Source organism: Caballeronia catudaia (assembly GCF_001544755.2).
GTDB classification, from domain to species: Bacteria; Pseudomonadota; Gammaproteobacteria; order Burkholderiales; family Burkholderiaceae; genus Caballeronia; species Caballeronia catudaia.
Genome location: NZ_FCOF02000009.1, coordinates 225,178 through 247,268, shown reverse-complemented (window position 1 = coordinate 247,268; position 22,091 = coordinate 225,178). Strand labels below are relative to the sequence as shown.

Below are 22,091 nucleotides of genomic sequence, written 5' to 3'. Positions count from 1 at the left end.
AGCGCAGCGGCGTGCGCTGTCGCCTCGTTGCAGACGATGAAACGGTGAATCGTGCCCGCCAGCATGTCGAGCAGCTCACCGCCGTCGACGGGTTCCGGGTGCGGCTCCACGTCGAGGAACATGCCGCCTTCGTCGTCGCTGTCGTCCTGCCGCTCGGCGGCGATCAGCTTGTCGAGCGTCGTCACCTGCACGCCCATGCGCTTCGCTTCAGACTTCCGAACGCGGTCGTACTGGAGCGGCTTCAACGCGGCCAGCCGTGCAATGGCTTGCTCGTCCGTCTCAGTCGTTTCGGGCGACGCGTCGTTGCTCGCCTCTTGCGGAAACTGTCTGACGTCGGCCTCACGCTCGATGACGGCAGGCGGCGGCGCGCTCGGCGACTCTGCGGCCGGCGCGATCGGCTCGCCATTGACCGCGCGCTGAATGACTGCACGCACCGCATCCAGCCCCGCGAGCGCATGCAGGTCATTGAAGTCCGTCGCACCGTCCGGGCGGTCCGCACCGAACTCAGGCACGGCGAGCACCGCGCCGACCGCTTGCGCCGCCTCCGTCGCTTTCGTCAGTCCGGGGTTACCGTCTATCTGGTGGTCGTCGTCCGCCAGCATGACGATCCGCACGCCGGGCAGCTTCGCGCGCCAGCTCCGCGCCACGTCGAGCAGATTGCCCGAGTTGAACGCACACACGACCGGCGAACGCGCCGCCATGAACGCGCTCGCGCACGTCGCGAACCCTTCGCCGATCATCAGCAGCCCGTCCGCGCTCGGCTCGCCGCCGAACTGGAACGAGCAGCCCGCGACCGCGCCGCCCGTCTTGAATCGCTTCGTGCCGTCCTCCGCGATGAATTGCAGGTTCACCAGCTCGCCGGCCGCGTTGCTCATCGGCACGATCAGGGTTCGCTTGTCGTGGAACTCCTTCAAGCCGTAGGGCTTCACGCCCTTGCGCGTGCAGTAGGGGTTATCGTCCGTCGCCGGTCGCGCGCGCTCCCAGATCATGCGCGAAGCGCCGGCGGCTTCGGCGCGCGCGCGCTCGCGTTCAACTTCCTCCAGCTTGCGACGCTCGGCAACGCGTGCGCGATGGGCGTCGCGCTCGGCGGGCGTCCAGTTCGCCGCCGCCTCGCCGCGCCATGAACCATGTATCTGCGCCTTGAAGTCGCCGAACGCGCCGCCGCCGATGCCGTTCGCATAGAGCACGTACCACGCGCTTTGTTTGCCGCTCCGGTCCTCCGGTCCCTTGAACCGGTGGATTCTGCCGTCCGCGACGATCTCCGCCGGCTCTAGGCCGTGCGCCGCCAGCGCGGCAGCGAACTCCGTTTCAATTTTCGTAACGGCGTGCATCAACTCCCCTCGTTCGGTTTCGTGGTGCGCGCGTCGCCGATTTCGGTCGAAACGATGGCCTCGGCCAGTTCTTTTGCCAGCTCACCCAGGTGCGCAACGACGCTGCGCAGGGGCAACGCGTCGGAGGAGTCCTCGGGCATCGCTGCGTGCAAGATCTCGGCGACGCTATGGAGCGTCCAAGCCCGGTCCATCAGATAGAAGTTGTCAGGCATGAGTGAACTCCTTTGAGGAGTCCTGAGCCTTGCGGCCACGGCGAGAGGATGAAGGTGTGGCGGTTTGCTGGTCCGCATCGTCGGCGCGCTCGCCCGCCCACTTCGCCAAGCGCTCGATGTCGGCTTCCAGCAGTTCGCATACAGCCGTGCCCAGGGCCATGAAGCTATCGACGGTATTGGGGGGAAGCGGCGGTGAGACCGCATCGTTGTCGTCGCGGTCGGCGTAGCTCAGGCGTTGCGTTTCGTTGAGCCGCAGGAGAGTGAATAGCTCGCTCAGACCGCGCGCGGCGCCGTGAACACATTCGAGACTGCGCATGAGCGGCGCGGCCGGGATCTGATTGCGATAGCACGCCATCGTGGTCTTTTCGCTGAACGCGTCCAGACTGGCGGAGTTGGTCAGGAAGTTATCCATGCGACACCTCCGCACCGTGCATCAGCGCCGCGAGCGATTGACGCGCCATGCCTTCCAGCACGGAAAAAATCGTCGCTTGCTGCGCGGTGTCGAGCTGCGCGAAAACGCTTGTCGCTTCGTCGCGGGAAAGCAGATCGGTAAGCGCCGCCAGTTCGTGAAGGCGAAGCGTGGCGGCGTCAATGCTCGCCGACGTGATGATGTGCTTATCCATGAGCCACCTCCGCACGCGAAGGCGTCGCAATGTCGAGCGCGATCGCACGCGCGAAAGCGTCATCGAATGCCGCGCGGCAAGCGGCGAAGTCGGGGAGATAGCCGAACCCGGAAACGAGATTGCGGAATCGCAACTCGCGGAACTCGGCAGCGGATAACGGTGCGAACTGAAGCCAGAGCGCGCCAGCCTCACGGCCAGCGCGTTCGAACAGGGGATAGCGTGTTGCGGGAGTTACTGCGAGTCCAGCTCGATCGTCGCGCCGGCGGCTCGCATCCGGTTCAGAATCCTCTCGATCGTCTCGGCGTCCAACTCCAGACGCGCCATCGCGAAGAACAGGATATGCGGACTCATCTCGCGCGGTTCCGTGCCACCGGTGTACTTGCGCCACTGGCGACCGCCCGCCACGCCGAACAAATCGGCCATCTGCGCGCTGCTCAGGTTGAGTCCCTGTTTCAGACGCTCCAAGTCCTCCGGAGCGGGAGGGGTGTATTTCATAGGGGAAAAAACGGCACAGTGCCGCGCGCAATGCGTGCTTCATATGAGACTCCTCTCGGCTGCGATGGGTCGCGCGAACGCGCAACCGCTGAGGGGGATAATAGGGCTTTTGGTCCTATGTGTCGAGCGGTCCGGAGAGACAGCGCGCATCAGTTGCCCTCCCTCGGGTCGATCGAGCGCGCGCCGAGCAGAAGCGCCTGGACAACTTCGCCCACCTGTTCCGGGCGCAGCGACACGCCAGCACGGCTCGGCTTCAGCTCGCCGCCATCGGTAGCGAACCAGATGCGCAGATCGATGTAAGAGCGCCCGCGATATTCGGAGACGGTTACGCGCAGCCGCTCGCTGTCGGAGCGGCGCAGATCGAGCAAGGGGGTGGCAGCCTTGCTTTCGGTGGTCGGCATCAAGCGACCTCCGTCGAGTTGGCGGCCGGGGCAGCGCGGTAGTTGAGCGGATCGGCAAGCCATTTATGCAGCTCGCGATTCGGCCATGCCGTGCACCGTAGAGAGAGATGAACGCGTTTCGGAAAGCGCCCTTCCTTCTCACGCAAGCGGACCCATTCACGCGAGTTCGGAACAATGCTCTTCAGCGTGCTCCAACGCGTGAACCCGTCGAGCGGAAGCGAATCGGGCGGCGGGAATACGCCGTCCGTGTGTTGCGTAGTTGCTGCCTTTGCCATTGCTGTGCCCTCCGTGGGCGATGTTTGCAATGAGGGCAGCCTAGGGAGAGTCGATTCAGCGAAAAAGCATCGTGCGCCGCAGAGTCCGTATCGTGCTGTGCAAAGTACGTGCTCTGCGGCGCACGCTACGGCTTATTCACTTATGCGCTCCCAAGCACGGCACCAGCGCTCGATTGTTTGCTGGCTGTGCAACTCTTGATTAGTGTCGAGCATTGCCAGAGCGAATGCGGACTTGCTGCGATACAAGCCGGGATTGGCGCGCCATCGTTTCCAGCTCTCATAGGCGGCTGCTTTCGCCGCAGCTTTGGGGCTGTTCTGGTGATAGAGGGATGCACGCCTTCGCGCTGCGAGTCTTGCATTTAGTATCTGCGCCGAGCGACGAAAGCAATCATGGTAGGCGTAGGACCACACTTCGGTAAAAACCTGATACGCCACCAGATCCAACGCGGAAACGCTTCGATCGACGAGCAGGCGATCACCGCTGGTCAAGTCAGTTCGACCGCAATACAGGCGAGAGGCCGCCCGAGCGGCAAACGCCGCAGCGTTCTCAATCCGCGTCGCGTCCACCTCGGGAAACCGCCCAAGCAACATATCTCGCGTTCTTCGTTGCGCAGCCGGGATCATCGCGCCCTCCATCTCGTTCGCGCGCACGTCCTGCCGCGCTAGGGACAACAGCTGGTCCCACGCATCCCGATCGATTTCGTCCATCATGCGCCCTCACGCACTGCCCTCATGAGGAACCGCGCCAGCCGGATAAGGGTGCCCGGTTTTCGATTGGCCGATCTAGGCGCGGGTTGCTGCTCGTTGTCGTCACCGTGCAACGATTGCGAAGAATTGTAGGTCGGTTCGGGCGGTTCGGGGCACCAAGGACAAAGGAGTCCGCTTTGAACTCCATCAAAGGGCAGCGCGCCATGTCTGGGGGCACATTTGGGGGCACATTTTCATTCCGATAACACCTCACCCTTACCGGGCGGTCATTAGCGGGCAGTGTTTCATTCCGGTCCCCGCACCAAGTAGTTTGCGAGCAACGACCATGTTTGACCAGAAACCCCGACAGCGGAAGGCTTTCGGGGTTTTTTGTTGCCTGGCGATGCCAACGTCTCACCATTATCGAATGTCGACGTGTGGACAAGTTTGTCCGCTTTACGGGAGACGCTCACTGAATAAGGCAATGCGGGCGGCCCGTGTTTGCACGCTATTTAGGCGCGCGTGCGCCGTCAAGTTATCCACAGCAGCAAGTCGTTTGCATTGCCGTGCGCAATCGGGAGAACGTTTGCTCGCGCAGTTAACCGACCGACCGATGAAACGTCTTACATATCGCACCCCGAAATAACGGAGGTGAGATGTCGTTTCCCGAATGGGGGTATTCATACAACGCGCTTTATGTACCGCTAACAAGCGACTGGCAATGCTCGCTCGTACCTGCCCGCGACTTACAGGACGTTGATCGCGGCTGGAAGCTCTCTTACGAGAACCGTCAGAAAGCACGCAAGGAGCGCGAAGAACAAATCGAGCAGGATCGGCGGGACTTCGATCGGCTGTTCCGCGTCTCCACCAGCCGCAACGGTGCGCCCGCCCATAGAGACTTCAGCATGTACGTCGCCTTTATAAGTGATCATTTGCGCATCGCGCGTCCGGCTGATGGAGAAGACCTGACGCGTATCCTCCGCGATGCGGTACGCGATGGACGGCTCATTCCCGCCATTGACCGTGCTTGGTGTGGTGGTCGGCGGGTTACCCGGCAATACGCGCCGCAAAGTTGGCCGAAGCGAGCGCCAGACCCTAAGCCGATCGTCTACGGGTTCCGCAACGGGCAGTACCTACCGCTCAACGCGGACGGCTCTTTTGTCGATGACTCACCCTACGTGCCCGTCCGGGTTGCGGCCAGGAGTGCCGCTTCTGTCCGCGGTAGTGGTGCCAGTAGCGGCTTTGATTGGCTCGGCGCGGCAGAAGCGGCGGCAGGTGCGCTGCTCAGCGGCGCACCGTCCGACGATGGGAACGGTGGCGATTCCATACTCAAAAGTTTTTGCGATAGAGACGGCAGCGATGGCGGTTCGTTGCTGGGCGATGCTCATCCGTTCGAGTACGTGTCAGACGCCATGAGTGACGATGTGTTCGAGATTGCGGCCAAGACGAACAACCCCGACTACGCGGCTAAGATGCTCGGATACGACCGGGACACGTTCGGCGACATGATTCACGCGATGAAGGCAGAAAACCAGTTACGCGGCGATGACAACGTGCTCTGGCACGACAACGGCGACGTCTATTTCAAAGGTATAAAAATTGACAACATGCATAGCTACTGAGCGCGCAATTCCCATGAAGCCGCATCAACTCGCCCACGCGACCTTTGTCATCTATCAGGACATAGAGCCGCCGGAGTTCTGGACGAAGTATTTCGGAGTATCTCCTTCTCGCGCGGGAATGAAAGGCCAACCGCGCACGATGCCATCCGGTCGGGTAAGTGCCTTCCCGTGGCGCCAAGGTATCTGGAGCGTATCCAGCAAGGAGGCCGTGACTAGTGACGACCTTGCGCCGCATTTGCGCTATCTCGCTGGGCTACTGAACCTTCCGCGTCCCGACTTGCGCGAACTCGTAGTGCGCACCAATGCTCAGATGCGCTTCTTCTGCTACTGGGACAACGCGACCGGCGACCGCATACCGGACGTCCCTGAGAGCATTCGCACCATGATGGAAGAGATGGGTGGGACCATCGAGATTGACGAGTACCGATAGGCGAGCGGGCGGCGCAGGGGTTTGTTTCCTCGCGCCGCTCTTTTTATAGTCGGAAAAAACCCCGGCGCAGCGGTCGGCGCTAACGGCGGCGCGCTCGAAGCTCACAGACCAAGAAGGCGTCGCGCCGCCGCGATGAACGCGGCTTGGCGCGCGTCCTTGGCGAGCATCAACTCGTCTACCAGTCGTTCGCGCGTGGCGCTCGTCAGTCGCTTGCCTGACCGCAAACGTCTCTCGATCTTCCCTTGCTTGCGCCACATGCGCCCCATCAGGTCTTCGGACTGCGACGGATAAGCGAGCCGGAAACACGTGCGGCAAGCAACTCGTCGCGACAGATACAGAAGCGCGACGCGCTGCCGCGCGACTGCTTTCACGGTAACGAGCTGCGCGACCACCGTCGCGCGCTCGGCGGTCACGCGCGTAAGCGAGCGGCTATCAGCGGGCGCTGCCATGACGGTCGGCGCATCGGGCAGTGTCGCGGCGCGCAGCTCGCCGGCGTGTTGTTGCGCGAGCAGGAAGAACGTTGCATGACCAGGCGCACAGCGTGCAGCCGATCCACAGCGCGCCGCCCACGCACCGTAAGCGACGACGTGATAGATCTGGCCGCAAGCACGAACAACCCGAACTATGCCGCAAAAATGCTTGGATATGACCGCAAGACGTTCGGAGACATCTTGCACAAGTTCAAGCCAGGAAACGGTTTAGGACCTGCCGACAACGTCATCTGGCATGACGACAGAGAGGTATATTTCAAGGGCGATTACATTGGGAATTTTCATGACTGGGCAGACTGAGGCCGTTTCGATGACAGATCACGATCTCGCACACGCGACGTTCTATCTTTCCGGCGACACATTGACGCCCGGTTTCTGGACGCAGTATTTCGGCGTCGAGCCCAAGATTGCAATCGTCAAAGGGGAGCCCTTCACTACACCGTCAGGGCGTCCGAGCCGGGCTCCCAGCCGGGTCGGTCTTTGGGGCCTTGGCAGCAAAGGTGCCGTGCGCGGCGAGCTGTTAGAGCCGCATCTACGGTTTCTCATTGACCACTTGAAGCTGCCACGATCAGACCTGAGGGCTTTGCTCGCCGAAAACGGCATTGAGGCGCGCTTTTTCTGCTATTGGGACAACGAGTCCGGCAATCGCGTGCCCGATGTGCCAGATGACATTCGCGCGATGATGGAGGCGATGGGCGGGACGATCGAAATAGACGAGTACCGCTAGGCAAGCCGCGGCGGCCTATTTCCGCGGCCGCCTTTTTTTAGAACATCGGCGAGCCCCTCTCACACCGCATTCAACAGCCGCTCCGCATCCCTCACGGCGTCGAAAAGCGCCTCGATTGGCGTATCGCGATCGAGCAGGCACACATGCTCGATATCGAACGGCAGCGCGTCCACATCGATGAAGCGCACCGTCCCGGCGAAGCAGTCGCGCGTTTTCCCTCCGCGCACGGAAGCGATGTAATGGGGCGTGATGTATAGGGCAACGGGCATGGTGGCGGCCTCTGAACGATCCGGTCGATCCGGTCGATGAGCCAAAGTCTAGCGACGCCCCTCGCCCCCGAGCACCCGCCTGACGCGGGGAGCACGCTCCCCTCTTTCGCGGCCCCCGCCGCTACACCGAATGCCCCAGCACGCGCGCGACGTAATGCCGTCCCCACGCCTCGCCATGCGCAATCGCCTCGGCGACGGTTTCGAACAGGCCGTGGTCGCCCGTCATTTCGCCGGAATCGTCGGCGAGCTTCGAACCGTGCAACGGCTGACGGTCGAGCCGCGACACGCGCACGCGGATCGCGTAGCCCTCGGACGGGGCCACGCTGGCGTCGCCGTCGGCCTCGCGGGGTTTGGGCACGGCCTGCATGGCGAGCAGGTAATCGCCTACTTCGATGTCCTTTTGCATGGCGGTCGCCTCCATCGATCGAACGCGCTCGAAAAAAACGCCAATGCCGATTGTGCTACCGCATCGCGCGGTAAAACAAGCCGTCGCGGGGCGCGCGTGTTATAAAGCTTCGCCCGACTTTCATCACGCTCGATGCACCTCGCGGCATCGGGCATCGACCGGACTCATCGATGAACCATCGAACCCGCCGCCTCTTTTTCATCCTGTTCTCGATTCCGCTCGCATCTCTCGCCGGCTGCACGTCCTATTACAAGAACGCCGAAGCCTGCAAGGACAAGGCGCGCACCGACTACCCCGACGCCGCGCGCGCACCGCTGAAAATCACGGGTACCGGCGCGAGTTATCATGGCTCGAGGGTGGTCGTGCACGGCACGATCGAAATCCCGCCGAAGCCGCCTTCCGTCAAGCCAGGGATAGCCGCGGCAGCCGCCGAATGCACGTTCAGCGAGACCTCGATGACCGGCTTCCAGTGGCTCGTGCCCGCGTACCTCGCGCCGAAGCCGCCAGCGGCCGACGCCGACGAGTAAGCCGGATCACCGCCCGCGACGAGGAGAGACACGCGCATGCTGCTCGCCCAGATCAGCGATCTGCATATCACGCCGCCGGGCACGCTCGCCTATGGCCGCGTCGATACGGCCGCCTTTCTCGCCCGCGCCATCGAGGCGCTCAACGCGCTCGATCCACGTCCCGACGCGGTGCTCGTCACGGGCGATCTCGTCGATGCGGGCGGCATCGAAGAATACCGCCATCTGCGCACGCTGCTCGACGCGCTGGGGATGCCGTGGCGCGTGCTCGTCGGCAATCACGACGATCGCGACAATCTGCGCGCGGTGTTTGGCGATCGCCCCGAATTCGCGGGCCACGACGGCTTCATTCAACACGCATTCGATATGGGCGACGTCCACGTGATCGCGCTCGACACGCTCGATCCCGGCTCGGGCGCCGGCCGCCTGTGCGCGGCGCGCCTCGGCTGGCTCGAAGCGCAGCTCGACGCCTGCCGCGAGCGGCCCGTGCTGATAGGCATGCATCATCCGCCGGTCGAGTGCGGCATCGGCTTCATGGACGACATTCGTCTCGCCCCCGACGACAGCCGCGCCCTCGACACGCTCCTGCGGCGTCATCCGAACGTGGAGCGCATCGTGTGCGGCCACGTGCATCGGGCGATCACCGCGCGCTTCGGCGGCACGATCGTGTGGTGCGCGCCATCGACGGCGCATCAGGTCGCCTTGCAACTGAAACCGGACGGCCCGGAAGCGTTCGTCATGGAGCCACCCGCGTTCGGGCTGCATCTGTGGCGCGCCGGTCTCGGCCTCGTCACGCATTGCGTGAGCGTCGAACAGGGCGGCGGGCCGCAGCCCTTCTAGCAGCGCGCTGCGGTGCGCGCGCGTCTTCAGTATGATCGGCGGCTGGCTGTCCACGCCTTCGCGCCCATCCATGCCCACATCCTCCGAACTGAATCAGAACGAACGCCATCCCCACTACTCGCGCGCCACGCTCTGGCTGCTCGCAACGATCGCGGGCGTTTCGGTCGCGAACATCTACTTCAATCAGCCGCTGCTCGACGATTTCCGCGCGAGCTTCCCAGAAAGCGCCTGGCTGATCGGCGCCGTGCCCGCGTCGACGCAACTCGGCTACGCGCTCGGCATGCTCGTGCTCGCACCGCTCGGCGATCGCTTCGACCGGCGTCTTCTGATCCTGGTGCAACTGGCGGCGCTCGGCGTATCGCTCGTCGTGGCGGCGAGCGCGCCGACGCTCGCCGTGCTGATCGCGGCGAGCCTCGCGATCGGCATCGTATCCACGATCGCGCAGCAGGCCGTGCCCTTTTCCGCCGAACTCGCGCCTGCGGCCGAGCGCGGCCACGCCGTCGGCATGGTGATGAGCGGCCTCCTGCTCGGCATTCTGCTCGCGCGCACCGTGTCCGGCTTCGTCGCGCAGTATTTCGGCTGGCGCGCGGTGTTCGGCGCGTCCGTCATCGCGACCGTCGCGCTCGCGGCCATCGTGACCGCGCGGCTGCCGAAAAGCCGGCCGACATCGACCTTGTCCTACGGCAAGCTGCTCGGCTCGATATGGCATCTCGCGGTGGAAAGCGCGGCGCTGCGCGAAGCCGCGCTGACCGGCGGCGCGCTCTTCGCGGCGTTCAGCATCTTCTGGTCGGTCCTCACGCTGCTGCTCGCGGGCGCGCCGTTTCACATGGGTCCGCAGGCGGCGGGGCTGTTCGGCATCGTCGGCGCGGCGGGCGCGCTCGCCGCGCCGCTCGCGGGCAAATCCGCCGACAAACGCGGGCCGCGCGCCGTCATCTCTCTGTGCATCGGGCTTGTTGCGCTGTCGTTCGTCATCTTCGCGTTTTCGGCGACGAGCATCGTCGGGCTGGTCATCGGCGTGATCGTGCTGGATGTCGGCGTGCAGGCCGCGCAGATCTCGAACCAGTCGCGCATTTACGCGCTCAAGCCCGAAGCGCGCAGCCGCGTCAACACGGTCTACATGGTGGCTTATTTCATCGGCGGGTCGCTGGGATCGGCGGCGGCGTCGCTCGCGTGGCACGCGATGGGCTGGATCGGCGTCTGTCTCGCCGGGCTGATCGCGACGGGTCTCGCCGCCTTCAGCCACTGGCGCGGACGCGAACGCGCTCAGGCGCGCCCGAGCGCGTAATCGTGCAGCGCGTCGAGCACGCGGTCGAATTCGAGGGATTTGTCGAAGAAATGACGCACGCCGTATTGCAGGCACCGTTCGCGATACGCCGGCAACGCGTGATTCGTGAGCACCGCGACGAACGCGCCGCGCGCGCGGGCCGCGCCGCTCGTCTGGAGCCACGCGAGCACGTCCAGCCCTGAGCCGCGCTTCAGTTGCAGATCGACGATTACCGCGTCGAACGCCTGCGACGACAGCAGCGCGATGGCGTCGTCGGGCGTTTCGGCGAATGCGGCCACGCGCCAGGACCTGAGCGCCTCGATCGCTTCGGTGATGCTGCGCCGGATCAGCGGCGAATCCTCGATCAGCAGCACCGCGAGCGGCATGCGCGGCGCGCCCGCCCGGCCCTCCCGATTGTCGGTGATGATGTGATTGCCCACGTCGGGCGCCCTCCGGAACTATTCGATCAGGCCGTTCTTGATCGCGTAATACGTGAGGTCGGCGTTATTGGCGAGCCGCATTTTTTCCAGCACGCGCGCGCGATACGTGCTCACCGTCTTCACCGACAGATGCAATTCCTGCGCGATCTCCGTCGGAATCTGGCCGCCCGCGAGCTTGCAGAAGATCTGGAACTCGCGCTCCGACAGCAGCTCGTGCGGACGTTCGGCCGCGGGCTTGTCGAGCTTGTCGGCGAGCGCATCGGCGATGAACTCCGACAAATACCGATGCCCGCGCGCCACCGTGCGGATCGCGCGCACGATTTCATCGGGCGCGGCGTCCTTGTTCAGATACCCGTTTGCGCCCGCTTTCAGCAGGTTGATCGCGTACTGGCTCTCCGGAAAGCCCGAAAGCATCAGCACGCCCTGTTCCGGCCGGATCTGCTTGATCACGCGTAACGTGTCGACGCCGTTCTTGTCGGGCATCGCGATATCGAGCAATACGACATCGAACGCCTGCTCGCGCACACGCGCGATGGCCTCGTCGCCAGTCGCGGCTTCCGCGGCGACTTCCATGTCGGGCTCGTCCGCGACGAACTGCCTGAACCCGCTGCGCACGATCGCGTGGTCGTCGGCTATCAAGACTCGAATCATTCGCGTGGTCCGCGCTGCCGGACGTTCTTGTAGTAGTTGATCGGTCATCGTACGGATGCGCCGGACGCACGCGATGTGCGTCCGGCGCGCATGTCTTTAACCATTGCGGCCCGCCAGCAGATCGGCCATATCGTCGGCGTGCTCTTCCTCGACCGCCAGGATGTCTTCGAAGAGGCGCCGCGTCGTAACGTCCTTGTCGCCGAGATAGCGAATGATCTCGCGATACGTATCGATCGCGATGCGCTCGGCGATCAGGTTCTCGCGGATCATGTCGATCAGATCGTGGCCTTCCTTGTACTCGGAATGCGAGCGCGATTTCAGGCTGTCCGGCGCGAAATTCGGTTCGCCGCCGAGCTGGACGATGCGCTCGGCGAGCGTATCGGCGTGTTCCTGCTCCTCGTTCGCGTGTTCGAGAAACTCCTGCGCGACGGCTTCCGAGTGGATGCCCTTCGCCATGAAATAGTGGCGCTTGTAGCGCAGGGTGCAGACGATCTCGGTCGCCAGCGAATCGTTGAGCAGTTTCAGCACGGTCTCGCGGTCGGCGCCGTAGCTCGCCGTGACGGGGCCTTCGTCCATGTGCTGGCGCGCGTCGGCGCGAATCTTGTCGAGATCGAGCACGAAGGCGTCCGTGGACTGATTCGGCGCGGCTTTTACAGCAGACGATTTGGACATTTGGTTCGCTCCTCAGAAATGGGATGTGATGACGGTCGCTGGAGCTGGCGCCATAGCGCGTATCGAACGGGACTTCTATAGCGCCTGCTATCCATTCGGAAACTGCGATGCATGCACCATGCCTGACCCGTGGAAAAACCGCGCGACGGTCCCGGAACCCGCGCGCGGCCTGATGGCTCGTGTTTCTTTCACGTCACGGCGTCACGTTCGAAACACGCCGAGCAGCAAGGTGACCACGAACACGACGAGAAAAATGAAGAAAAGGATTTTCGCGATTTCCGCCGCGCCCGCCGCGATGCCGGTGAAACCGAACACGGCCGCGATGAGGGCGATGACGAAGAACACAGCAGCGTAGTGAAGCATGTGACCTCCTTCATGAACGAGTAACAGGAATCGGTCCGATGACGCTCACGGACCGGCGCTAATCGATGGCTTTTTTCGTGACGACGAAGCCGAGCACCAAAAATACGACGCAGAGAATCAGGAACAGCACGAACAAGAACTTGGCGATGGCCGCGGCGCCAGCGGCGACGCCCGTGAAGCCGAGCACGCCGGCGATCACGGCCACGATCGCGAAAAACAGTGCCCACTTGAGCATGATCGTTCCCCGTAAGAATGGATGACGCATCCATCCTAGCGATACGATTCGCGCCGCGCACTCGGGCAGGCTCCTTTTTTGCTGTGGGAATCCACCGACACTTGCTTTCAAATCGGCTTTTGACGCGAACCGCCGATCCCGACACACATGAGTCACGTACCGACGATGCTGCCCGTTCAGTCCGCTCAGCCCGCTCCCGCGCCGGCCAGTCTCGCGCGTCGCGCATCGCGCCTGAACGACTGGATGCGCCGCTATAGCTGGGCGGTCGCGATGACGGTCGCGATCCTCATTACCGTGGGCGGCCTCGTCATCCTGGAATCGGGTCGCATGCGGATCGCATCGGAATATGAAACGGCGCTCGACGCCAAAGGCGCGACCGCGCAGCTCTCGACGCTCGCCGCCGATATCGCCACACTCACCGCCGACGAGCGCGGCTTCGCGTTGAAGCCGGACGGCGCGTATCAGACGCACTTTCGGGAAACGTCAGGACGCGTTCGGCGCACGCTTGCCTCGCTCGATGCGTATTACCGGCGTATCGGCGACGACACCGCGCTCGCGAGCTTCGCGCAGATCCGCGCCGCCGCCGACGATGAAATCGCGCGAGGCACGGTACGTCTCGCGGATTCATCGAAAGACACCGCCGCCGATGCCGCCGCACGCGAGCGCGCGCTCGCGCTGCCGCCGCCCGACGCGAGCGCGACGCTCGACGCCGCGCTGTCGCTCCTGCGTCTGAACGAAGAGCAGCGCGCGCAACACGCGCTCGATGCGAGCCGCGCCGATCAGCGCATCTCGACGCTGTGCGTCGCCGCGTTGTGCGCGCTGAACATCGTGTTGTTCCTGCTGCTCTTTCGCAATCTCGGCATCCAGCTCGACAAGCAGGCGCGCGTGCAGAAGGCGCTCATCACACAGCAGGAAGAGCTCGATCGGCTCGTGTTCGAGCGCACGCGGCAACTCGAAGCGCTCGCGTGGCACTTGCAGTCCGTCAGCGAAAACGAGAAGACGGAGCTCGCGCGCGAACTGCACGACGAACTCGGCTCGATTCTCACCGCGAGCAAGATGGATGTCGCGTGGGTGCGCGGCAAACTGAAGGACACCGAGCCCGCGATGGCGGAAAAACTCGCACGCGCCTTGGGCAGTCTGGATCAGGGCATTGCGCTGAAGCGCCGCATCATCGAAGACATGCGTCCGACCGTGCTCGCCAACTTCGGCCTCGTGACCGCGCTGCGCTCGCTCGTCGACGAAGCCGCGCAGCGCAACGGCTGGAGCATCGAGTCCGATCTGCCCGGCGAGGACGTGAAGCTCGGCGAGGCGATCGAGATCGCGCTCTTTCGCGTCGCGCAGGAGACGCTCACGAACGCGGCGAAATACGCGCGCGCGAGCCGGATTCGCGTGGCGCTCGATGTCGATGACGAAAACGTGTCGCTTTCCATCACCGACGACGGCATCGGCATCCGGCCGCAGGATTTGAAGCGCACGCAGACGCATGGGCTCGTCGGCATGCGCCAGCGCGTTTCGGCGCGCGGCGGACGCTTCGAGATCGAGCGCGTGACGCCGCACGGCACGGCGATCAGTGTGTCGATGCCACGCGAGCGCCGCGACGATGCGAACATCGTCATGCCAGCGGCGTAGGACGACGCCGACATGAAATGCGGACGCCGCCCACAGGAAAATCGCAGGCGTGCCTACAGCCTGCGGCCGCGCGCTTTTTTATGATTGATTACACCGGTAGGCCGGGCGTCAAGAAACGTCCGTCACTCGAAACGATGCGCGAACCGATTCCTGTCACGCATTTCAACTCTAAGGGGAATACAACATGACTCGACTCATCGCTTTGCTGCTCATCGCAGGCACGGCGGCTCTCGCGGGCTGCAACACCGTCTCGGGCGCGGGCCAGGACATTTCGAAGGGCGGGCAGGCCATTTCGAACTCCGCTGAACAGCACAAGTAGCAAGCGGTGCGCCCGCCCGGGCGTGCCGTTGCGTAAATGTAGTTCCCTCTCTCCCGCCGCTTCGTGTGGCGGGTTTTTTTTGTAGCTTCCGATAGCAGTGGCCGGACCATTCTCGCCGTTGCCTGCTTACCGATCAAAACACTGTCATTCAGACTGTTAAATTGCCCGTCTCCGACCGTTACTCCGCTTGCCGACGCGAAGTTATTGTCACCGAAGACATTGAAACCGTCGCGCGTTACAAACGGATTCACGTCATTGATTCCATGACCGGCACCACTGCCTTGCCGGGCGCAATAGCCGAGATGATTCTCCAACGACGCACGAGCCTGTCGTCGGCAAAAAAACTAATGACGTGAGTGGTCATGGCGTTAAATCCGTGATGGTGCGTATCGGAGACTACGCATTCTTCACGAATCTTCTGCGACGCCCGGCGCGTGATCAAGTGCAAGGACAGCTTTGTTTCATCTCGTACTGCACGCCTCGACCGTTGCGCCGAACGAACTTTGCGGCGTTCTCTAAGCCAGCCCGCGCCGCCGATAATCAAACCAAAACGAAAGCCCGACGGAAAGCAGAATGACGACCGTCGCGATAATAGTCCATTGCGTGATGATCTCACCGAGCATCACCGCACCAAGCATCACCGCGACGATCGGATTCACGTAAAGACAGCTCGTCGCGACAATCGTGCTCGTATTCCGAATCAGAAAGTTATACGCGACATAAGCGGCCATCGACCCGATCACCACGAGATACAGAAACGCAAACGCCGCTCCGGGCGCGACATGCGCGAGCCGCTCACCGGACACCAGCGCAATACCCGTCGCAATCAATCCGCCCAATCCGATCTGCAGGGCGGTCGACATCAGCAGATCGGAAGGCTGCGGCAAACGCGTCGCGATATGCGCGCCGCCTGCCCAGAAAATCGCCGCGCACAGAATGGCGAGCGTGCCGAACGTGGAACTCGGCGACGGATCACCGTGATTCAGCAACACGATGCCCATCAGACCCAGCGCGACCGCGATCCACTCGCCTTTAGCAACACCACGCCCCGCGAGCGCGGCGAAGATCGTCGCGAAAAGCGGGACGGTGGCCACCATCACCGCGGCCGTGCCGGTGCCGACGGTGCGCATGCCGTAGGCCATCATCCCGCTCGACAGACCTTCGAGCAGCGTGCCGACGATCGCCGCATTGCGCACTTCCCGCGCGCTGGGCCACGCCGCCTTGCGATGCACGGCGATCACGAATAATCCGATACCCGCGAACAGATTGCGCAGCCCGCCGAGCATGAGCGGCGGAAACGATTCGAGCGATAAATGAATCCCGAGATACGTCGATCCCCACACGAGGTAGACGACGGTAAGCGCGAGCGCAACCTGCCCCTTGAAGGAACGCGGCGGGCGAAACGGAAAACGGTCGGGAAAGCTGAACGGCAGACGCGGCGGCGGGAGAGCGGACATAGAGGCGGATGGCGCGAGGACGGACCGCGTGAGCATCGGGGAAAACCCGAGGATCCACGGCGCCCGACATTATGCAGTAAGCGCTATCCACCAACGATGGATTTTGAAGATGGTTGCCAACACGCCACGCCACGGTGTAATGTGGCGGCTGCTAACGCGGGGGTCCTGCGTTGCGCATCGCGGTTTCGTCCGGCTTCATCGACCGAACCGCTTCGTGCGGCGTGGGTGAGAAATACCCTTTGAACCTGATCTGGATAATGCCAGCGCAGGGAAGCGTTCGGGTTCGACGGCAGCATCGCACCACTTCTTCCGAACCCGTACCTTTCCATCTCGTTCCTCCCTGTTTAGCTCCTGAGTCAGCCGAGCTTAGCCCTCGCTCGTGCATAAAAAACCTCGTCCCTTAGGAGATACAGCACATGAATGCCAACCCCAAGTTCCTGTCCGAGAACGCCGTCGTCGACGCCGCCGCCATCGCGCCGCTGCCGAACTCGCGCAAGGTCTACGTGACCGGATCGACGCCCGACATCCGCGTGCCGATGCGCGAAATCACGCAATCCGATACCCCCGACGGCTTCGGCGCGGAAAAGAATCCGCCCGTCTATGTGTACGACACGTCCGGCCCGTACACCGATCCGGATGCGCAAATCGATATCCGCTCGGGCCTTGCCGCGCTGCGCGGCGCATGGATCGAAGCGCGCGGCGATACGGAAGAGCTGAGCGGCCTGTCGAGCGAATTCGGCCGCGAACGCGCCGCCGATCCGAAGACCGCGGAACTGCGCTTTCCCGGCCTGCATCGCAAGCCGCGCCGCGCACTCGACGGCAAGAACGTCTCGCAGATGCACTACGCGCGCGCGGGCATCATCACGCCGGAGATGGAGTACATCGCGATCCGCGAGAATCAGCGGCGCGCGGAATACCTCGAAAGCCTGCGTACCAGCGGCCCGAACGGCGAGAAACTGGCAAAGATGATGGGCCGCCAGCACGCCGGACAGGCGTTCGGCGCGGCGGCGTTCGGCAAGGACGCGCTCAAGGAAATCACGCCCGAATTCGTGCGCGACGAAGTGGCGCGCGGCCGCGCGATCATCCCGGCGAATATCAATCACCCGGAAAGCGAGCCGATGATCATCGGGCGCAACTTCCTCGTGAAGATCAACGCGAACATCGGCAACTCGGCGGTGAGCTCGTCGATCGGCGAGGAAGTCGACAAGATGACGTGGGCGATCCGCTGGGGCGGCGACACGGTGATGGATCTCTCCACCGGCAAGCACATCCACGAAACGCGCGAGTGGATCATCCGCAATTCGCCGGTGCCGATCGGAACCGTGCCAATCTATCAGGCGCTCGAAAAGGTCAACGGCAAGGCCGAAGACCTGACGTGGGAAATCTTCCGCGACACGCTCATCGAGCAGGCAGAGCAAGGCGTCGACTACTTCACGATCCACGCGGGCGTGCGCCTGCAGTACGTGCCGCTGACGGCGAATCGCATGACCGGCATCGTGTCGCGCGGCGGCTCGATCATGGCGAAGTGGTGCCTCGCGCATCACAAGGAAAGCTTCATCTACGAGCACTTCGAAGACATCTGCGAAATCATGAAGCAATACGATGTCTCGTTCTCGCTCGGCGACGGCCTGCGCCCCGGCTCCATCTACGACGCCAACGACGAAGCCCAGCTCGGCGAACTGAAGACGCTCGGCGAACTGACGCAGATCGCGTGGAAGCACGACGTTCAGGTGATGATCGAAGGCCCCGGCCACGTGCCGATGCAACTCATCAAGGAGAACATGGATCTGCAACTGGAATGGTGCGACGAGGCGCCGTTCTACACGCTCGGGCCGCTCACGACCGATATCGCGCCGGGTTACGACCACATCACGTCGGGCATCGGGGCAGCGATGATCGGCTGGTTCGGCACCGCGATGCTCTGCTACGTCACGCCGAAGGAGCACCTCGGCCTGCCGAACAAGGACGACGTGAAGGAAGGCATCATCACGTACAAGCTCGCAGCGCACGCGGCCGATCTGGCGAAGGGCCATCCGGGCGCGCAGGTTCGGGACAACGCGCTCTCGAAGGCGCGCTTCGAATTCCGCTGGGAAGACCAGTTCAATCTCGGCCTCGACCCGGACAAGGCGCGCGAATTCCACGATGAAACGTTGCCGAAGGATTCGGCCAAGGTCGCGCATTTCTGCTCGATGTGCGGCCCGCACTTCTGCTCGATGAAGATCACCCAGGACGTGCGCGACTTCGCCGCCAAGCAAGGCGTAAGCGAAAATGAGGCGCTCGCGAAAGGCATGGAAACGAAGGCGATCGAATTCGTGAAGAAAGGCGCGGAAATCTATCAGCCGTCCTGATGCTTGCCGGCAGCGAACGACGGCCTGTCGCACGGCACGTGCGACAGGCCGTTTTTTTTGTCTCATCGGGCGCAAAGCCTTGTCGGGTCTGGCTGAGGCGAATATCGGACGAATCGGGCATTTTTCGTGCTGGAGAAATGGACGAACCGGCGAAAACATGGCGCGCCCGTTGGCGAGCACCGGGTTGCAGCCGATTCATCTCATCATCGAATTGGAGAGTCGACATGAAAAACATCAGACAGATCGGCGCTGCTGCAATGGTCGTTGCGTTTCTGGGAGGACTCACCGCTTGCGGCGACATGACCACGCGTCAACGGGATACCGCCATCGGCGCCGGCGTCGGCGCGGCAGGCGGTGCGGTGATCGGGGGCAGCGCACTTTCGACGCTCGGCGGCGCGGCTGTCGGCGGCGTCATCGGCAATCAGGTTGGAAAGTAGTCTTCTCGATACGGCGAGGCCGGCGCTTCGCCGCGATCCGTCCGTTGTTTCAGATTTGTTACATAATCGCCTGCCGGTAACGCTTTGTGACATGACATCGGACGCCTGCTTGCGACCGTTCGACTAAGCTGCTTCTTAACGGGCCTGCTTTTTATTTCGAGATTCGGCAAGCCCTAGCGCAAGGAGCAGCATCATGATTTCCGCCCGCAGTCTTCCCGGACCCGCAACGGCCGCTATCGCGCTTGCCGCCGGGCTTCTCCTCAGCGGGTGCTATTACTACGGATATCCGGCCTATCCCTCTTATCCCGTTGTCGACGCGACCTATACGCAGCGCGAATTCGCGTTGCCTGGGCAGACCGCATCCGGCGCCGCTGCGGCAACGCTTCCGCCGCAGTACGAGTACGCGGTGGGATCGCCTTACACCGACTACTACCAGACGTATCCGTACCCGTATCCCTATTACCCGCCGTACGCCTCCTATCCGGCTTACTACGGCTATGGCTATGGTTATCCGGCAGTCTCCTTCGGCTTCGGCTACTGGGGCGGCGGCGGTTGCTGCTGGGGTCACGGCTGGCATGGCGGCGGATGGCACGGACACGGCTGGAACGGCGGCGGTGGATGGCACGGCGGCGGCAACAACTGGCACGGAGGCGGCGGCGGATGGCACGGCGGAGGCGGCCACGGCCACTGACCGGCGTCGTGCGGCGTTACATCGGATGAGACAAACGCCCACGTTGTACGGTGCTGCGTAACACGACTGCAACATTTTCTGTTGGAAACAGCTATTCCCGCGCGATGAAGCCTTCTGTGCGCGCGAACACTTTCCTTATCCGACAAGGCATCGCCCGATTTCGCCAGACGATTGGCACGCTTTTGGCTACATAGCTCCCATTACTGCATCGCAAGCGCGACTTCCGTCGCGCAATTTCCGTATCGGGGGATCGGACATGATGGCCTTTGTATTTTTCGTGCTGTGGATGCTTGCCTCGCTTGGCCTGCTGACCGTGTGGGTGTTTCGCCAGACGCCGCCCGCCGGCCACGACGACAGCAACTCGCCGGTCGTAATCGCCGAGAGCTGATTCGTCCCGCCGCTCGCGATGATGACGCGCGCCCGCACGCGGCGCGTTCCCTCACGTCCACGCGCGACGCCCGCGCCGTAATGGACACGCATTCATGCCTTGACGCAAGCCGTTCGCGCCCTATTCTTAGTGTGCGCGTTATGCGGTTGCTTAACCGATGGCCGTCGTCGGCAGAACATCGAACTCCACGCGCATCGCCGTATCGGCTCGTCGCCGCCGCCGCTCATGACACCCGCAAGGAGACCCGATGTTCCATCAGCTTCTCACTCCGATCGCGCATTCCCTCTTCGCGTCCTTCATCGTCGCCGCGCTGCCGATCATCCTCGTGCTGGTGCTGCTCGGCTGGGCGCGCCGCCCGGCGTGGCAGGCGTCGCTCGCGGGCCTGATCCTCGCGCTCGTCATCGCCGTGGCGGGCTGGCATTTCCCGGTCGGCCTCGCGCTCGATTCGGTCGCGGCCGGCGCGGTGTTCGCGCTGTGGCCGGTCATGTGGATCGTCTTCGCGGCGATCCTGCTTTACAACGTCGCGCAGCGCTCGGGGCGCTTCGAGGCGTTTCGCCAGTGGATGGTCGACAACCTGCCGAACGACCGGCGCATCGTGCTGGTTGTGATCGGCTTCTCGTTCGGCGCGCTGCTCGAAGGCATCTCGGGCTTCGGCACGCCGATCGCCATCACGAGCTCGCTCCTGATCCTGCTCGGTTTCCCGACCCTCGAAGCGCTCACCTTCACGCTCATCTTCAACACGGCGCCGGTTGCGTTCGGCGCGCTCGGCGTGCCGATCACCGTGCTCGGCGCGGTCACACACCTGCCCACCGATGCCCTCGCGAAAATGGTCGGCCGCCAGTTGCCGCTGTTCGCATTCTTCCTGCCCTTCTACGTAATCGGCGTCTACGCGGGCTTTCGCAACATGATGCGCATCTGGCCCGTACTGCTCGTGTCGGGCGGTGCGTTCGCGCTCACGCAGTTCGTTACGTCGAACTACATCAGCTATGCGCTGACCGACGTGCTTTCATCGCTCGTCTCGCTGATTCTGACGATCGCGTTCCTGCGCGTGTGGAAGCCCGTCGCGGATGAAAAGTTTGCAGTGAACGTCGATCGCCGGGCCGATACCCGCGCGCCGGTCTCGGGCGGACAGGGCTGGATACCCTGGATCGTCGTGTCGGTGGTCGTGATCGTGTGGACGGTGCTCAAAATCTTCCTGATCGGCGATGTCAAGGTCGCGTGGCCCGGTCTTGACAAAGCGGTCTTCATCACGCTCTATAACCAGCCTTACGGCGCGATCTGGGACTTCCAGCCGCTTGCAACCGGCACCGCGATCCTGGTCGCGTCGATCATCACCGCGCTCATCGTGAAGCTGCCCGCGCGCGAGTACGGCGCGGCGATCGCCGATACCTGGGTGCAGACGCGCATCGCCATTCTGACCGTGGCGACGATCGTCGGGCTCGCGTATCTGATGAACTACTCGGGCATGAACTACACGCTGGGCTTGGGCGTCGCGTCGGTCGGGCCGCTCTTCCCGCTCGTCTCCGCGTTCCTCGGCTGGGTGGCGGTGTTCCTTTCCGGCAGCGATACCTCGGGCAACGCGCTCTTCGGCAATCTGCAAGTCGTGGCGGCGAACCAGCTCAATCTCAATCCGGTGCTGATGGCGGCGACGAACTCGTCGGGCGGCGTGATGGGCAAGATGATTTCGCCGCAGAACATCTCGACCGGCGTGGCCACGACCGAGCTCAAGGGCAAGGAAGGTCTCGTCTTCGCGCGCACTTTCTGGCATTCGATCTTTCTCACGATCCTGCTCGGCGTGCTCGTCTGGCTGCAGCAGAACGTGCTGACGTGGATGATCCCGCCGCATTGATCTACCGCTTCTTGC

31 protein-coding genes and 1 riboswitch are annotated in these 22,091 nt (G+C 63.2%); of the genes, 14 read left to right on the top strand and 17 right to left on the bottom strand.

What is annotated here, in order from left to right; genetic code table 11:
* The 8 genes from AWB75_RS13185 to AWB75_RS13150 form a co-directional block, all read right to left on the bottom strand.
* A partial coding sequence (locus AWB75_RS13185; RefSeq protein WP_200822973.1) for a toprim domain-containing protein occupies nt 1-1,331 on the bottom strand: 1,331 nt, incomplete at its 3' end.
* Nucleotides 1,331-1,543 carry a hypothetical protein gene (locus AWB75_RS13180; RefSeq protein ID WP_061124508.1) on the bottom strand — a complete coding sequence of 71 codons (213 nt, stop codon included), beginning with the start codon at nt 1,541-1,543 and terminating at the stop codon, nt 1,331-1,333. The genes AWB75_RS13180 and AWB75_RS13185, both read right to left, overlap by 1 nt.
* Nucleotides 1,536-1,955, bottom strand: a complete 420-nt coding sequence (locus tag AWB75_RS13175) for a hypothetical protein (RefSeq protein WP_061124507.1) — start codon at nt 1,953-1,955, stop codon at nt 1,536-1,538. Before AWB75_RS13175 ends, AWB75_RS13180 begins: the two co-directional genes overlap by 8 nt.
* Nucleotides 1,948-2,166 (bottom strand): hypothetical protein, encoded by a 219-nt coding sequence (locus tag AWB75_RS13170; protein WP_061124506.1) that lies wholly within the window; start codon nt 2,164-2,166, stop codon nt 1,948-1,950. Before AWB75_RS13170 ends, AWB75_RS13175 begins: the two co-directional genes overlap by 8 nt.
* A 231-nt stretch (nt 2,167-2,397) precedes the next feature.
* The gene (locus AWB75_RS13165) at nt 2,398-2,661 is read right to left on the bottom strand and encodes a helix-turn-helix domain-containing protein (protein ID WP_061124505.1); all 264 of its coding nucleotides are present in this window, start codon (nt 2,659-2,661) and stop codon (nt 2,398-2,400) included.
* Between the two features lie 149 nt (nt 2,662-2,810).
* Entirely contained in the window at nt 2,811-3,062 is a 252-nt protein-coding gene (locus AWB75_RS13160; protein ID WP_061124504.1) for a transcriptional coactivator p15/PC4 family protein, read from the bottom strand.
* Nucleotides 3,062-3,337 (bottom strand): helix-turn-helix transcriptional regulator, encoded by a 276-nt coding sequence (locus AWB75_RS13155; protein WP_061124503.1) that lies wholly within the window; start codon nt 3,335-3,337, stop codon nt 3,062-3,064. The genes AWB75_RS13160 and AWB75_RS13155 overlap by 1 nt, the downstream gene beginning before the upstream one ends.
* Nucleotides 3,338-3,469: 132 nt before the next feature.
* Complete coding sequence (locus AWB75_RS13150) at nt 3,470-4,048, bottom strand: hypothetical protein (RefSeq protein ID WP_061124502.1); 579 nt, start codon at nt 4,046-4,048, stop codon at nt 3,470-3,472.
* Nucleotides 4,049-4,680: 632 nt separating this feature from the next.
* Here AWB75_RS13150 and AWB75_RS38465 point away from each other — a divergent pair.
* Both AWB75_RS38465 and AWB75_RS13140 read left to right on the top strand, forming a co-directional pair.
* A complete protein-coding gene (locus tag AWB75_RS38465; RefSeq protein ID WP_235012086.1) occupies nt 4,681-5,646 on the top strand; it encodes a hypothetical protein in 966 nt (321 codons plus the stop codon).
* A gap of 13 nt (nt 5,647-5,659) precedes the next feature.
* A complete protein-coding gene (locus AWB75_RS13140) occupies nt 5,660-6,076 on the top strand; it encodes a DUF4279 domain-containing protein (protein ID WP_061124501.1) in 417 nt (138 codons plus the stop codon).
* A 101-nt stretch (nt 6,077-6,177) separates the two neighbouring features.
* Here AWB75_RS13140 and AWB75_RS13135 read toward each other — a convergent pair whose 3' ends face one another.
* A complete protein-coding gene (locus AWB75_RS13135) occupies nt 6,178-6,525 on the bottom strand; it encodes a hypothetical protein (protein WP_087086600.1) in 348 nt (115 codons plus the stop codon).
* 75 nt (nt 6,526-6,600) lie between these two features.
* Between AWB75_RS13135 and AWB75_RS13130 the strand changes: the two genes are divergently transcribed.
* Both AWB75_RS13130 and AWB75_RS13125 read left to right on the top strand, forming a co-directional pair.
* The gene (locus tag AWB75_RS13130; RefSeq protein WP_235012085.1) at nt 6,601-6,867 is read left to right on the top strand and encodes a hypothetical protein; all 267 of its coding nucleotides are present in this window, start codon (nt 6,601-6,603) and stop codon (nt 6,865-6,867) included.
* A gap of 10 nt (nt 6,868-6,877) precedes the next feature.
* Nucleotides 6,878-7,294 (top strand): DUF4279 domain-containing protein, encoded by a 417-nt coding sequence (locus tag AWB75_RS13125; protein WP_061124535.1) that lies wholly within the window; start codon nt 6,878-6,880, stop codon nt 7,292-7,294.
* A 59-nt stretch (nt 7,295-7,353) separates the two neighbouring features.
* Here the strand turns inward: AWB75_RS13125 and AWB75_RS13120 are convergent, their stop codons facing one another.
* Both AWB75_RS13120 and AWB75_RS13115 read right to left on the bottom strand, forming a co-directional pair.
* Nucleotides 7,354-7,563, bottom strand: a complete 210-nt coding sequence (locus AWB75_RS13120) for a hypothetical protein (RefSeq protein WP_061124499.1) — start codon at nt 7,561-7,563, stop codon at nt 7,354-7,356.
* Between the two features lie 121 nt (nt 7,564-7,684).
* Complete coding sequence (locus AWB75_RS13115; protein WP_061124534.1) at nt 7,685-7,969, bottom strand: hypothetical protein; 285 nt, start codon at nt 7,967-7,969, stop codon at nt 7,685-7,687.
* 170 nt (nt 7,970-8,139) lie between these two features.
* Between AWB75_RS13115 and AWB75_RS13110 the strand changes: the two genes are divergently transcribed.
* From AWB75_RS13110 to AWB75_RS13100, 3 genes are all read left to right on the top strand, one after another.
* Nucleotides 8,140-8,496: a hypothetical protein gene (locus AWB75_RS13110; protein ID WP_061124498.1), complete on the top strand. Its 357-nt coding sequence runs from the start codon at nt 8,140-8,142 to the stop codon at nt 8,494-8,496.
* 36 nt (nt 8,497-8,532) lie between these two features.
* Complete coding sequence (locus AWB75_RS13105) at nt 8,533-9,333, top strand: phosphodiesterase (RefSeq protein ID WP_061124497.1); 801 nt, start codon at nt 8,533-8,535, stop codon at nt 9,331-9,333.
* 70 nt (nt 9,334-9,403) lie between these two features.
* On the top strand, nt 9,404-10,618 hold the full coding sequence (locus AWB75_RS13100; RefSeq protein ID WP_061124533.1) for an MFS transporter: 1,215 nt from the start codon (nt 9,404-9,406) through the stop codon (nt 10,616-10,618).
* On the opposite strand, the gene AWB75_RS13095 is transcribed toward AWB75_RS13100, so the two are convergent.
* The 5 genes from AWB75_RS13095 to AWB75_RS13075 form a co-directional block, all read right to left on the bottom strand.
* Nucleotides 10,597-11,037 carry a response regulator gene (locus AWB75_RS13095; RefSeq protein WP_061124496.1) on the bottom strand — a complete coding sequence of 147 codons (441 nt, stop codon included), beginning with the start codon at nt 11,035-11,037 and terminating at the stop codon, nt 10,597-10,599. The genes AWB75_RS13100 and AWB75_RS13095 overlap by 22 nt on opposite strands.
* Before the next feature lie 18 nt (nt 11,038-11,055).
* Complete coding sequence (locus tag AWB75_RS13090) at nt 11,056-11,688, bottom strand: response regulator (RefSeq protein ID WP_041730251.1); 633 nt, start codon at nt 11,686-11,688, stop codon at nt 11,056-11,058.
* 96 nt (nt 11,689-11,784) lie between these two features.
* Nucleotides 11,785-12,360, bottom strand: coding sequence for a ferritin-like domain-containing protein (locus AWB75_RS13085; RefSeq protein ID WP_061124495.1), 576 nt, complete (start codon nt 12,358-12,360; stop codon nt 11,785-11,787).
* A 201-nt stretch (nt 12,361-12,561) separates the two neighbouring features.
* Nucleotides 12,562-12,723 (bottom strand): DUF1328 family protein, encoded by a 162-nt coding sequence (locus AWB75_RS13080; protein WP_008350559.1) that lies wholly within the window; start codon nt 12,721-12,723, stop codon nt 12,562-12,564.
* A 58-nt stretch (nt 12,724-12,781) separates the two neighbouring features.
* Nucleotides 12,782-12,958: a DUF1328 domain-containing protein gene (locus AWB75_RS13075; protein WP_008350561.1), complete on the bottom strand. Its 177-nt coding sequence runs from the start codon at nt 12,956-12,958 to the stop codon at nt 12,782-12,784.
* 147 nt (nt 12,959-13,105) lie between these two features.
* Here AWB75_RS13075 and AWB75_RS13070 point away from each other — a divergent pair, with 147 nt between their 5' ends.
* Together AWB75_RS13070 and AWB75_RS13065 are read left to right on the top strand one after the other, a co-directional pair.
* Nucleotides 13,106-14,587: a sensor histidine kinase gene (locus tag AWB75_RS13070; protein ID WP_061124494.1), complete on the top strand. Its 1,482-nt coding sequence runs from the start codon at nt 13,106-13,108 to the stop codon at nt 14,585-14,587.
* A gap of 184 nt (nt 14,588-14,771) precedes the next feature.
* Entirely contained in the window at nt 14,772-14,906 is a 135-nt protein-coding gene (locus AWB75_RS13065) for an entericidin A/B family lipoprotein (protein WP_014190935.1), read from the top strand.
* 515 nt (nt 14,907-15,421) lie between these two features.
* Here AWB75_RS13065 and AWB75_RS13060 read toward each other — a convergent pair.
* Nucleotides 15,422-16,363: an EamA family transporter gene (locus AWB75_RS13060; protein WP_061124493.1), complete on the bottom strand. Its 942-nt coding sequence runs from the start codon at nt 16,361-16,363 to the stop codon at nt 15,422-15,424.
* Nucleotides 16,364-16,511: 148 nt separating this feature from the next.
* Nucleotides 16,512-16,653, top strand: a riboswitch (TPP riboswitch).
* Nucleotides 16,654-16,779: 126 nt separating this feature from the next.
* On the opposite strand from AWB75_RS13060, the gene thiC reads away from it, so the two are divergent.
* From thiC to AWB75_RS13040, 5 genes are all read left to right on the top strand, one after another.
* Entirely contained in the window at nt 16,780-18,711 is a 1,932-nt protein-coding gene (gene thiC, locus AWB75_RS13055; protein WP_061124492.1) for a phosphomethylpyrimidine synthase ThiC, read from the top strand.
* 224 nt (nt 18,712-18,935) lie between these two features.
* Nucleotides 18,936-19,148: a glycine zipper 2TM domain-containing protein gene (locus AWB75_RS13050; RefSeq protein ID WP_061124491.1), complete on the top strand. Its 213-nt coding sequence runs from the start codon at nt 18,936-18,938 to the stop codon at nt 19,146-19,148.
* Between the two features lie 406 nt (nt 19,149-19,554).
* Nucleotides 19,555-19,839: a hypothetical protein gene (locus AWB75_RS38460; RefSeq protein ID WP_235012084.1), complete on the top strand. Its 285-nt coding sequence runs from the start codon at nt 19,555-19,557 to the stop codon at nt 19,837-19,839.
* Nucleotides 19,840-20,095: 256 nt separating this feature from the next.
* Complete coding sequence (locus tag AWB75_RS39145) at nt 20,096-20,227, top strand: hypothetical protein (protein WP_268807828.1); 132 nt, start codon at nt 20,096-20,098, stop codon at nt 20,225-20,227.
* Between the two features lie 247 nt (nt 20,228-20,474).
* On the top strand, nt 20,475-22,076 hold the full coding sequence (locus AWB75_RS13040) for an L-lactate permease (protein WP_061124489.1): 1,602 nt from the start codon (nt 20,475-20,477) through the stop codon (nt 22,074-22,076).
* Nucleotides 22,077-22,091 lie beyond the last annotated feature (15 nt).